Source organism: Streptococcus zalophi (assembly GCF_016481285.1).
GTDB classification, from domain to species: domain Bacteria; phylum Bacillota; class Bacilli; order Lactobacillales; family Streptococcaceae; genus Streptococcus; species Streptococcus zalophi.
On the sequence record NZ_JAENBP010000008.1, the window covers coordinates 57,320 to 70,076 of the forward strand.

General features: G+C 37.1%; 7 protein-coding genes, 6 tRNA genes and 2 pseudogenes. All 15 read right to left on the reverse strand.

Translation table 11 applies throughout. The features are described 5' to 3' along the window. Positions 1 to 46 precede the first annotated feature (46 nt). The 15 genes and pseudogenes from lpdA to JHK64_RS06475 all read right to left on the reverse strand — a co-directional run bounded on the left by lpdA (position 47) and on the right by JHK64_RS06475 (position 12,704). Entirely contained in the window at positions 47 to 1,789 is a 1,743-nt protein-coding gene (gene lpdA, locus JHK64_RS06410; protein ID WP_199568177.1) for a dihydrolipoyl dehydrogenase, read from the reverse strand. 68 nt (positions 1,790 to 1,857) lie between these two features. Continuing rightward, positions 1,858 to 2,925: pseudogene (locus JHK64_RS06415) on the reverse strand (dihydrolipoamide acetyltransferase); the annotation flags it as partial. Between the two features lie 69 nt (positions 2,926 to 2,994). Next, positions 2,995 to 3,252: pseudogene (locus tag JHK64_RS07605) on the reverse strand (biotin/lipoyl-containing protein); the annotation flags it as partial. Between the two features lie 175 nt (positions 3,253 to 3,427). After that, entirely contained in the window at positions 3,428 to 4,426 is a 999-nt protein-coding gene (locus tag JHK64_RS06420; RefSeq protein WP_199568179.1) for an alpha-ketoacid dehydrogenase subunit beta, read from the reverse strand. A gap of 24 nt (positions 4,427 to 4,450) precedes the next feature. Then, positions 4,451 to 5,419 carry a thiamine pyrophosphate-dependent dehydrogenase E1 component subunit alpha gene (locus tag JHK64_RS06425; protein WP_199568180.1) on the reverse strand — a complete coding sequence of 323 codons (969 nt, stop codon included), beginning with the start codon at positions 5,417 to 5,419 and terminating at the stop codon, positions 4,451 to 4,453. Between the two features lie 210 nt (positions 5,420 to 5,629). Then, positions 5,630 to 10,015: a PolC-type DNA polymerase III gene (locus JHK64_RS06430; RefSeq protein ID WP_199568181.1), complete on the reverse strand. Its 4,386-nt coding sequence runs from the start codon at positions 10,013 to 10,015 to the stop codon at positions 5,630 to 5,632. Positions 10,016 to 10,199: 184 nt separating this feature from the next. Then, positions 10,200 to 10,718, reverse strand: a complete 519-nt coding sequence (locus tag JHK64_RS06435; protein ID WP_199568182.1) for a GNAT family N-acetyltransferase — start codon at positions 10,716 to 10,718, stop codon at positions 10,200 to 10,202. A 49-nt stretch (positions 10,719 to 10,767) separates the two neighbouring features. Then, on the reverse strand, positions 10,768 to 11,301 hold the full coding sequence (locus tag JHK64_RS06440) for a GrpB family protein (protein WP_199568183.1): 534 nt from the start codon (positions 11,299 to 11,301) through the stop codon (positions 10,768 to 10,770). A 227-nt stretch (positions 11,302 to 11,528) separates the two neighbouring features. Beyond that, on the reverse strand, positions 11,529 to 12,062 hold the full coding sequence (locus JHK64_RS06445; RefSeq protein WP_199568184.1) for a GNAT family N-acetyltransferase: 534 nt from the start codon (positions 12,060 to 12,062) through the stop codon (positions 11,529 to 11,531). Positions 12,063 to 12,200: 138 nt separating this feature from the next. After that, positions 12,201 to 12,284 (reverse strand) — tRNA-Leu (locus tag JHK64_RS06450). Between the two features lie 12 nt (positions 12,285 to 12,296). Next, a tRNA-Gln gene (locus tag JHK64_RS06455) sits at positions 12,297 to 12,368 on the reverse strand. An 8-nt stretch (positions 12,369 to 12,376) separates the two neighbouring features. Then, positions 12,377 to 12,449 (reverse strand) — tRNA-His (locus JHK64_RS06460). Positions 12,450 to 12,460: 11 nt separating this feature from the next. Further along, a tRNA-Trp gene (locus JHK64_RS06465) sits at positions 12,461 to 12,531 on the reverse strand. 5 nt (positions 12,532 to 12,536) lie between these two features. Next, positions 12,537 to 12,617: transfer RNA gene (locus JHK64_RS06470), tRNA-Tyr, on the reverse strand. A 14-nt stretch (positions 12,618 to 12,631) separates the two neighbouring features. Next, positions 12,632 to 12,704: transfer RNA gene (locus JHK64_RS06475), tRNA-Phe, on the reverse strand. Positions 12,705 to 12,757: the final 53 nt, after the last annotated feature.

Sequence of the window (12,757 nt, forward strand, 5' to 3'; positions counted from 1 at the left end):
AGAAAAGACAAATCTTAGACAACCTAAGATTTATCTTTTACAAGTATTATTTACGTCTTGGTGGATTATGGATAGCTTCACCTAAAACATCCATGAAGGCTTCATACATCACTTCTGAGAAAGTAGGATGTCCATGAATAGAAAGCGCTACTTCATCAACTGTTAATTCAGATTCCATGATGGTTGATGCTTCATTAATCATTTCAGCTGCAGATGGTCCAACAATGTGAACACCCAAGATTTCATGATATTTAGCATCAGCTATTACTTTAACAAAACCATGGTCTTCATTTGAAGCAATCGCACGTCCATTTCCAGTAAAGCTGTTTCTACCAATTAAGATATCGCCATATTGTTCACGCGCTTGCTCTTCTGTTAAACCACAGATAGCTACTTCTGGATGTGTATAAACAGCTGCAGGTGTGTAAGCAAGGTTCGCTTTACGAGTGTTACCACGCATTGCATTTTCAGCAGCCACTTCACCCATACGGTAAGCAGCATGTGCCAACATTTTTTGACCATTCACATCACCTGGTGCATAGATACCTGGAATAGATGTTTCTTGGTATTCATTAACTTTAATACGGCCTCTATCTAACTCAAGGTTAAGATCTTCAAGTCCATTTAATTGTGGTACACGTCCAATTGAAAGAAGGGCTTTATCAACAACAACTTCTTGGCCACTTACTTTAAGGGTCAATTGATTATTAGCTTCAACAATTTCTTCCAATGATACTGACGTCATGAATTTCATACCTTTCTTAGAAAGGATTTTTTGTAATTCAAGAGAAATTTCACGGTCCATAGCAGGAATGATACGGTCAGCCATTTCAACAACAGTGACTTCTGTTCCATATGATGCAAAGACTAATCCAAGCTCAACTCCGACAACACCACCACCAATAACAGCTAATGATTTTGGAATTTCACGAAGATCAAGAATATCATCAGATGTCAACACATGTTTAGAATCAATTCCTGGAATATTAATACGAGAAACTTTTGAACCAGTTGCTAAGATGATGTTGCGACCTTTGATGGTTTGGCTACCAATCACAACAGTCTTATCTGGATTAACTTTAGCTAAACCATTAAACATAGTCACTTTATTAGCTTTTAACAAGCCACCAACACCACTTGTTAATTTCTTAACCACTGAGTTTTTAAAATCAACGGTTTTATCCATATCAATGGTGTAGTTTGTTGATGCTAGGTTGATACCACGGCCGGCAGCAATTTTCAAACCTTCTAAGATTTCAGCATTTTTAAGATAAGTTTTTGTTGGGATACATCCTTTGTTTAAGCAGGTACCACCAAATTCTGATTTTTCAACAATAGCGATTTTACCACCAAGTTGAGCACCACGAATAGCAGCATAATATCCTGCAGGGCCACCACCAACAACAACAATATCATACTCATCATCTGCTAATGCAGCTTTTGGTGCTTGTGCCACTTCTTGAGCAGGGGCTTTAGGCACCTCTAGGCCAGCAGCTTCAAGTTCTTTGGTTGCTTCTTTAACAGTTGCTGTTCCAGCATCAACAGTTTCACCAGCTTCACCCAAGTAAGCAATGACTTCTGTGACAGGAACAGTTGCACCATCTCCATGAACAATCTTGATGAGAACACCAGAATCTTCCGCTTCAATTTCCATATTTGTTTTATCAGACATGATTTCTAGAAGGATGTCACCTTCTTTGACTTCATCACCTTCTTGTTTTTTCCACTCGAGGATTTCACCTTCTTGCATATCAACACCGAGTTTGGGCATGATCACTTCAATTGCCATTATTATCTCCTTTTTATTTCAATAATTAAATAGTGATTTATTATCTATTTTATGAAAACCTGATGTCATCAGATCAATAATTCAAATGGGTTTTCAATGAGGTTCTTAAGATCAACCATGAATTTAGCACCATTCATACCATCAACAAGACGGTGGTCAATCGTTAAACTCAATGCCATGATTGGACGAACAACAACTTCGCCATCAACAACTACAGGTGTTGGAACGGTTGCTGAAATTCCTAAGATAGCTGAGTTTGGTTGATTGATAATTGGGTTAAATGATTTAGTTCCAAACATTCCAAGGTTAGTAATTGAGAATGTAGAGCCTGACATTTCAGCCGCTTTCAATTTACCAGACTGTGCTTTTTTAATCACATCTTTTGAAGCGATAACAAAATCAGAAATTGTCATCTTATCTGCACCTTTAACAACTGGTACAATAAGTCCACCATCTAATCCTACCGCAATTCCTAGGTTAACAAAACGATGGAGTTCAATCTCAGTAGCATCATTGATGAGTGAAGCATTAAGATAACTATGTTCAGGTTTCATCAATGTTTTAACAACAGCCATACCAAGTAGGTCAGTAAAGGTTACTTTATTACCTGTTTTAGCCATGATTGGGTCGATTAACTTCTTACGAAGTGCCATCATTTCTGTCATATCAACATCATAGTTAAGCGTAAAGGTTGGTGCAGTAAGATAAGAATGCGTCATACCTTTAGAAATAGCCTTACGCATTGCAGTCATCTTGATAACTTCAACGCCCTCTGGCAATTCTTTCACAGCTTCTTCAGCTGGTTTAGCCGCTTGAGCAGTTTCTGCTGCTGGCTTAGCTGCATTAAGAACAGCCATGACGTCTTCTTTCATAATCTTACCATTGTAACCTGAACCGGTAATGGTAGATAAATCAAGACCTTTATCTTCAGCAATTTTCTTAGCAAGAGGGGTTGCTTTAGGTTGAGCACCTTTGAAGTTTTCAACATCATCCTTGTGCACGCGACCAAATGGTCCTGTACCAGGGACTTGTCCTAAATCAATACCTAACTCTTTAGCTGCTTTGCGGGCTGCTGGAGTTGCTCTCACTTTTCCTTTATTTCCTTGAGGGGCAGAAACAGCAACTTGAGGAGCCGCTTGAACAGGTGTTTCTGGTGCTTTTGCAACTTCTTGCGGAGCTTCTTTAGACTCAGTTGAAGGAGCAGAAAGATTGTCAACAGATTCGCCTTCTGCACCAAGATAGCCGATAACTTCAGTAACTGGAACAGTCTCACCATTGCCACGGACAATTTTTAATAAGATACCAGAATCTTCTGCCTCAAGCTCCATATTTGTTTTATCTGACATGATTTCAAGAAGAATATCTCCCTCATTAACCATATCACCTTCTTGTTTTTTCCACTCGAGGATTTCGCCTTCTTGCATATCAACCCCGAGTTTGGGCATTATAATTTCGACAGCCATAAAATTCCTTTCAAATAAAATATAAACGTAGAAAAGAGATGGTGTTGCCATCATCTTTTCTCTCTATTCTTATATCATTATTGTTAACTAAGCAACTAACAGTCATTAGCAAACAACAATTCGTTTATGAGAGTGTGATTAAATTTTCTATAATAACGAGTATGAAAATCTTAAATTACAATCCCTTATTAACCATTTTATAAATAGCTGCTTTAATTTTTTCAACATCTGGAAGTATTGCCTGTTCAAGAACACGTGCATAAGGAACAGGAACATCTTCACTTGCCAAACGTACAATTGGATGATCAAGATAATCAAAAGCTTCACTTTCTGTTATAACGGTTGCAATTTCTCCGATAAAGCCACCTGTTTTATAAGCATCATTAACAAGCATTAATTTACCTGTCTTTTTAACAGAGTCAATAATGAGTTCTTTATCAAGTGGAATAAGTGTTCTTGGGTCAACTACTTCAACGTTGATACCATCTTCAGCTACTTCTTCAGCAGCTTTTAGAACTCTCTCTAACATACGACCGTAAGAAACAATGGTTAAATCTTTACCCTCACGTTTAATCTCACCTTTACCAAGTGGAATATAAAAATCAGGGTCCAAGCTAACTTCTTCTTTTTTACCATAAAGTGCTTTAGGCTCCATGAAAAGAACCATATTATTGTCTCTAATCGCAGATTTTAATAGGCCTTTAGCATCATTAGCATTTCCTGGTGCAACTACTTTAATCCCTGGGATGTGAGTTAACCAAGCCTCAAGAGATTGTGAGTGTTGAGCAGCTGATCCAATACCAGAACCTGAAGCCACTCTAAAGGTTACAGGTGTTTTAAGCCCACCACCAAACATGTAGTTGTTTTTAGCACCATTGTTAACAATAGCATCCATAGCGATTGTCAAGAAATCCATGAAGGTTAAGTCAACAATAGGACGTAAGCCTGTGATTGCGGCACCAACTGCTGAACCTGCAATTGCAGCTTCAGAAATTGGAGTGTCTCTGACACGTTTTTCACCAAATTCTTCATACATTCCTACAGAAGTTCCAAAGTCGCCTCCATAAATACCGACATCTTCACCCATTAAGAAAATAGTGTCATCTTTACGCATTTCCTCAGTCATTGCAAGGTTAACTGCTTCACGTAAAGCCATTACTTTAGTTTCAGTCATTATTAATTTCTCCTCTTCCTTTCCTTAGTCTACCCAAACATCTTCAAAAGCTACAGAAAGTTCTGGATCTGGGCTATTTTGTGCAAACTCATAAGCTGCATCAACTTCTTTAACCACATCAGCATCAATACTATCAAGTTTTTTAGCTGTAGCAATTTTCTTTTTAATTAGGAAGTCACGGTATTTAAGAAGGGGATCTTTTTTCTTCCACTCATTAACTTCTTCTTTTGAACGGTATGCTCCAGCATCAGCTGTTGAGTGTCCGAACCAACGATATGAAACAACTTCAACAATCGCTGGACCATTGCCACCACGAACATGTTTCACTGCTTTTTCCATTGTTTCATAAACAGCCATAACATCGTTACCATCTTCTACATAGTAACCTGGGATACCGTAAGCTTCAGCACGTGTATATAGGTGAGGTGTGTTGGTTGCTTTTTTGATATTCATAGAAATACCATAACCGTTATTGATAATAAAGAAAATAACCGGTAATTTCCATGTTGCTGCCATATTTACTGACTCATGAAATGAACCTTCATTTGTCGCACCATCACCAGAATAAGCAACAACAATATTGTCAGTTCCATTGTATTGTTGTGTCAATGCTGCACCAACTGCTAAAGCATAACCACCACCAACAATACCATTGGTACCATAGTTTCCTTTTTCAAAATCAGCCAAGTGCATTGAGCCTCCGCGACCCTTAGACACACCAGTTACTTTACCTGCTAATTCAGCCATCATACCATTCAAATCCATATCCTTAGCAATAGATTGTCCATGACCACGGTGATTTGAAAAAATAATATCATCATAAGAAAGGTGAGCAACACTACCAACACTAGCTGCTTCTTCACCAACAGAAAAGTGAGTCATCCCTTGTACAAAGCCACGACGCACTAACTTATTTATACGCATATCAAATTCTCTGATACGTTGCATTTTCAAATACATTTCCAAATATTTTTCTTTAGAAAGTTTAACCATATTTTCCTCCACAAAATCGTTTTACATCCTCAATCATATAATAAAATTTCACAAAGTGCAAGTTTTTTAACCGCTTTCCTATACTTATTTACAAGACTTTTCAGTAAAGTTAATTATGTTTTTCACAATGTTTTCTTTCTTTTTCTTATGAGGTTTTCTTATGAATTTTAAAACCCCACCGATTAAATCAGTTAGGGTTTTGAGTAGTAACTAAAATAGATCATCAAATAAACTGAGCTGATTATCTTCAGGTAAGGGACCAAGAATTCCCATCTCATCTAATTTTTCAACTAACGTTGTTGATAAACCACCTCGCTTACGAAGTTCTGTTTTGGATAGAAACTCTCCTTCTGAACGTGCTTTAACCACTTGTTTTGCAACGTTTTCTCCCAAACCATCCATAGCAATAAATGGTGGAATAAGAGTATCTCCCTCAATTAAAAATTCATGTGAATCACTCTTATAAAGATCCAGTTGACCAAACTTAAAGCCACGTTCCAACATCTCATTGACAATTTCTAAAGTGGTGTATAAATCTTCTTCGACCTTACTTGCTTCGTTGTTTTTACGTTTTTGAGTAATTTCAGCCATTCTAGCTTTTACAGCTTCAAGACCACCACTCATAGTTTTCAAATCAAAAGCCTTAGCGCGAATAGAAAAATAAGCACTATAGTAATAAAGAGGGTGGTGAACTTTGAAATAAGCTACTCGTAGAGCCATCAAAACATAGGCCGCAGCATGTGCTTTAGGGAACATGTATTTGATTTTACCACAAGACTCAATGTACCAATCTGGTACCTTGTTTTCTCTCATGGCTTTAATATAAGCTTCTCTTTCTTCTTCCGAAATCTTTAACCAGAGTCCTTTACGAACCCGCTCCATAATATTAAAAGCCATTTTAGGTTCTAAACCGGCATGCATCAAATAAACCATGATGTCGTCACGACAACCAATAACCGTTGATAAGTCGGCAATACCTGCCTTGATTAAATCTTGAGCATTTCCTAACCAAACATCCGTTCCGTGTGATAGCCCTGATAATTGCAATAATTCAGCAAAAGTTGTTGGATGCGTTTCATCCACCATACCACGAACAAAATTGGTACCAAATTCAGGAATACCAAGCATACCAGTTGACGTACCAATTTGCTCAGGCGTCACACCAAGTACTTCTGTTCCAGAAAACAACTTCATCACATCAGGATCATCGGCTGGAATCTCTTTTGGATCAATACCAGATAAATCTTGTAGTTTACGAATCATTGTCGGGTCATCATGACCAAGAATATCAAGTTTCAAAACATTCTCATCAATATCATGGAAGTTAAAGTGAGTCGTTTTCCAACCTGCTGTTAAATCATCAGCTGGGTATTGAACAGGTGTAAAATCATAAACATCCATATAACTTGGGATAACAACAATACCACCAGGGTGTTGACCAGTTGTTCTTTTAACACCTGTCGTCCCCATAGCTAAGCGGTCAACCTCGGCATCACGGTAAAATTTGCCATAATCACTTTCATAACCCTTAACAAAACCATAAGCTGTTCGATCGGCAACGGTACCTACTGTTCCTGCTCTAAAGGCATAATCTTCACCAAAAATATCACGAACATCTAAGTGGGCGCTGGCTTGGTCATCACCAGAAAAATTCAAATCAATATCAGGTACTTTATCCCCATCAAAACCAAGGAAAGTTTCAAAAGGAATGTCTTGACCATCCTTACGATACTTTGTGCCACACTGAGGACAATCTTTTTCAGGTAAATCATAACCCGAACCAACAGAACCATCTGTGATAAATTCGGAATGTTGACAACTTGGACAAACATAATGAGGAGGCATAGGGTTAACTTCTGTGATACCAATCATTGTAGCAACAAAACTAGAGCCGACAGAACCACGACTGCCAACCAAATACCCACGATCATTGGAGCGTTGCACTAGCATTTGTGAACTAAGGTAAATCACCGCAAAGCCATTTCCCAAAATAGAGGTCAATTCTTTTTCAATCCGCAAGTCAATAATATCTGGCAAGGGATTCCCGTATAACTCAAAAGCCTTCTCATAGGTAAGTCTTGCCACCTCTTCTTCGGCTCCTTCGATGAAAGGCGTATAGAGGTCACTTTTAACCACTTCAACTGCTTCAAAGCGCTCAACCATGGCATTTGGATTTTTCACAACGATATCGTAAGCTAATTCTTCGCCTAGAAAAGCAAACTCCTCTAGCATCTCATCAGTTGTTCTAAAATGTGCCTTTGGTAGCGGCGCTGGTTGCGCGTCTTCGCCTCGACCAATTGGACGATTGATCATGGCTCCTTGACCTTGACTACGTACAATAATTTCACGATAAATCTCATCTTCTGGGTCTAAATAATGGACATCTCCAGTTGCTAAAACTGGCTTATCAAGACGTTTAGCGACATCAATTAACTCTCTAATAATCGTTTCAATGCCTGCTTGATCGGCAATCAATTCTCTAGCGATTAGAGGTCGATATAGCTCTGGAGGCATAACTTCGATAAAGTCATAGTAACAAGCTTTTTCAACAGCCTTTTCAACACCTTCTGATAAGACAGCATCAAAAACTTCACCTTCTTCACCACCAGTTCCTAGTAGTAGCCCTTCTCTATGCTCATCAAGAACTGTTCTTGGAATACGAGGAACACCCTCAAAATAGACAACATTTGACAGACTAACAATTTTGAACAGATTTTTTAAACCTGTTTGATTTTGAACATAAATTGTGACTTGTTTAGTCTTTGCTTTTTTATAAGAGTCTTTTAAAATCGCTTTTTTATTTAAGTCAAGAAGATTAGTAATTTGCAATTTTTCCTGTGCTTCTTTGAGGAAAATAAACAAGAGACGACCAGTTGCTTCTGCATCATAATTAGCCATATGATGATGTTCTAAAGACACTTGGAAACGTTTGGTCAAAGGCCCTAAACCATGACGTTTATAATCTGGGTATAGGTTTCTAGAAAATTCTAAGGTATCAATGACCGGCTGAGTGATTGGAGACAATCCATTTCGCTCATAATTAGCATTCATAAACCCAACGTCAAAAGTGGCATTGTGAGCTACAAGAACCGTGTCTTGACAAAAAGCTTGAAACTCTTGTAAGACCTGTAATAAAGGTTTCGCCCCTTGTAGATGTTGGTTGGTAATCCCTGTTAATTCAGTTGTAAATGGGCTAAGAGGATAACCTGGATTAATAAATTCATCAAACTGTTCAATGATATTTCCCTTATACATCTTTGAGGCCGCAATTTGAATGAGATCGTTATTTATTGCAGACAGACCCGTTGTTTCGACGTCAAAAACAACATAAGTGGCCTCATTAAGCGCTAAATCAATTTCATTATAGGTAATAGGAACCTTGTCTTCTACTAGATTAGCTTCAAGACCAAAAATGACCTTGATATTATTTTTTCTACCCGCATGATAACCATGTGGAAAACTTTGAACATTGCCATGGTCGGTAATGGCAATAGCATTATGTCCCCATTTAGCTGCTCTAGCAATTAAATCTTCAACCGTAGGCAGTGCATCCATGGTCGACATATTGGTGTGCGCATGAAATTCTACCCGTTTTTGTCCTTCAGACATTTTGTCTTGACGTTCTTCATGGTCAATGGCTTTAACATCCTGAACGTTCATTGTTAGAGACTTAGTGAATTGATTATTCTCAATATTTCCTCGAACACGTAACCAAGCCCCTTTAGCAATCACATCATATTTTTTCAAATCTTCCTCGTCTTTAGCCCATTTTTGCATGGCAAAACTAGAAGTATAATCCGTCATTTTAAAGTTGATAATATAGCGCCCAGTTCGTGTTTTTTTCTTTTCTACAGCGAAAACAAGACCCTCAAAAACAATCCTATTTTCTTCTTCAAACACATCAATCATAGGTGTGATTTCAGCCTTAGCAAAACTAGCTTGTCTCATTGTTGTTCGTTCTTGATAGGAAGTATTTGTTGTTTCAGGTTGCGGTTGTAGGGCTTCTAAAGATTTTTGAGCATCAATAGCTTCTTTAGTCGCTGTTTCAATTAATTGATTTTTACCAGATTCAAATTCTTCAACAATAGTCTTTGTCAACTCATCGCTTGAGACAATATCAAAAGAAATTTTGCCAAAACCAAAAGCTTCAAATTGTTTTTCCAGATTAGGTAAATGATTCTTGCGAAAATGCTCATTATTTAAAAAATGAGGTGCCTTAATAAAGATGGTATCATCCTCATAATAAACTGCTAAATGAGAAAAAGAGCTTTTAAAACTCATACTCTGACAAAGCTCTGAATCAAAGGCTTCTTGATAATAATTCTTAAGCAGTTCATCAGTCACTTCCACATTTTTAACAGATAGAAAAAGAGTTGCTTTAATGTTTAAAGATGCGAAAGTTGTGACCAACGAATGTCTTAAAACTCGGTAGACTGAAATGGGTAACAATTGATCAAAAGAAAAATAAAACTCCCAAGTTCTTTTTTGAGCATTCACTAAAACACGTTCAATGTCAGCATCAGAAAAAACTGCTGATTCTTTCAAATCATCAGGAATAGCTATTTGATCTAGTAATTGCTTGAATAAATCCGTCATGATTACTCCTTGTTAAATCGTACTTCTATTTTACCACAATTGTAAGGAAGATACGATGACCAAAAACAACAAAAAGATAAGTAACCAAATACCTATCTTTTAACTCTTTTTTATACTATCAAGTATTTGAAAATCCTATTTTAAGCAAATCAAATTCTCTAGAAAAATCTTTCAAACACTTATCCTAAGTAGGGAACTGGCTAAAATAATAGACATTCCCTTGTCCTTTATAATTATCTAGTTGAGGATTATAAACAAGTCCAAGAGATTCAGCCGTTTTTCGAGAAGGCAGATTAGTATCAAGCGTTAAAGCCACAATAGCATATTTATTATCTAGCTCTCTAAGGACCGTCGTAATAATTTCTTGTGCAGCTTCTTTAACAAAGCCTCGTCTTGTTTTTTCAGGGGTAATGCGATAATACAAATTGAGATACTCTTCATCTTTAATCGTCACAAACTTCAAACCACTAAGACCAAAAACAGATGAGTCTTCTTTATCAATCAAAACGTAGTAACCAAAGCCATGTATACGATGATGAAGTAACCACTCATCAAATATCTGTTGAAAAGCAATTCTATTTTGAATAGGACCATTGGGATTATAAAGATTAGTCAAAGGATTAGAGTGAATGGCATATAGGGCTTCAAAATCTTCATTCTGAGGAGCTCTAATGATTAGTCTTTTTGTTTCTATCTGTTTCATCTATTTCTCCTTATGAGTGTTTTCATTTTTTGACAGGGTAAAAGAATGACTACTGTTTAGTTTGAAGAGGGGTATTAGCTTTTTCAATTAATTCTTTAATAACAGCTGATTTGTGGTTTTGATATTGCTCTGGAAAATAGCGATATAACTGACTTGCTTCTCTTTTTATTTCCAAATAACGATCAAAAGCTTCTTGATTATTTCTCAGAAAATCTCTAAACTTTAATTCTTCTAATGCTTTATAGTTTCCATCTTGATAGAAGTGAAGATGAACTAAATGAGTGCTGTTATCAGAAGCGTATTTTTCAAAATACCTTCTTTCAGATATACCGTTTTCTCCTTTGGCTATATAACCCAACTGTTCTAACGGCTTGTTAAAAGAATCAACTGTTTCAATTTTTTTAACAGTAACCAAAACATCAATAATCGGTTTAGCAGACATCCCTTCAACAGCCGTTGAACCAAAATGATGCACTGCTACTATTTGTTTCGATAAAAGATTAACCAGATCAAGTTTTATCGTTTCAAATTGTCTCACCCAATCAGGATTGTAGGGCGATAAAAGCATCTCTCGTTTTTTCATTAATTTTTCCTAAACATACTTTAATTAATTATTTAAATTGATTTAACTTCTCTTTAAAACAAGTATATCATAAAGAGGGAATAACTAGTTGTACCAAGTAAACAAGCAATAAAAAAACAAGGGGTTAAGCCTTGTTTCATATTAACGTGATTAAATTTCATGAATTCTCTTTCTAATTCTTATCTTACAATGTTTATAACAATCATTAAACATAACAATATTATATTTTAGTAGTTAGATTTATTCTTTTGATAACCTAAAATACTAAAAATTTGGTTTGAATTTTTGAACTTAAATTGTTCAAGTAAGACACGAAAACCATGATGTTTGTAAAATGCAATAACAGGCTCATTATGAAATGCCATAGTGCTTAAAAGTAGATTATCTTGTGAAACACTAGCAATTAATGCATTTAAAAGTTGACCTCCAACTCCTTGTCCCTGAGTATCTTGTTTGACAAAAAGTTCATTCACCTCAAACGTTGATGCATACCAATCATAATCATCACTCAAATAAGGATTAACTTGCTTTGCCCAATAATTGTCTTTCAAATAATCATAACCAAAAACACCACCAAGTAATTCATTATCATCTGAAAAATAAGCAATGACGATTGGATTCTTTTTATTATTAATACTTTTCTTAATTCGCCAAACAAGTAATGCCTTAGCCTCGTCATCAACTTGAAAAACCTCTTGGTAAAGCTCAGAAATTGGCTCAAGAATTCTTAATATTTCCTTGTCTTTAAATATTCTAATCATAGGAACAACCTCAACGTTTAACTAATATCACAATCACTCAAAAAATAAAAGAATTAAAGAAATTATAACACAAAAACAACCTAATAACTGATAAAAAGAAAATAAAAAACAAGACTACTAGTCTTGTCATTTTATGTATACCGGCGGCCGGGGTCGAACCGGCACGTCCGTGAGGACACTGGATTTTGAGTCCAGCGCGTCTGCCAATTCCGCCACGCCGGCAAAGAGTTCTAACTGGGGTAGCTGGATTCGAACCAACGCATGAGGGAGTCAAAGTCCCTTGCCTTACCGCTTGGCTATACCCCAACAAAATAGGCGAGTGATGGGAATCGAACCCACGAATGCCAGAGCCACAATCTGGTGTGTTAACCACTTCACCACACCCGCCATATTCCAAACACGGGCAGTAGGAATCGAACCCACACTGAAGGTTTTGGAGACCTTAGTTCTACCTTTAAACTATGCCCGTTATGATGGAAAGAGAGGGATTCGAACCCCCGAACCCGAAGGAGCGGATTTACAGTCCGCCGCGTTTAGCCTCTTCGCTATCTTTCCATTTTTATATTACATGGCGCGAGACGGAATCGAACCGCCGACACATGGAGCTTCAATCCATTGCTCTACCAACTGAGCTACCGAGCCGTTTTCTCTATTGCGGGAGCAGGATTTGAACCTACGACCTTCGGGTTATGAGC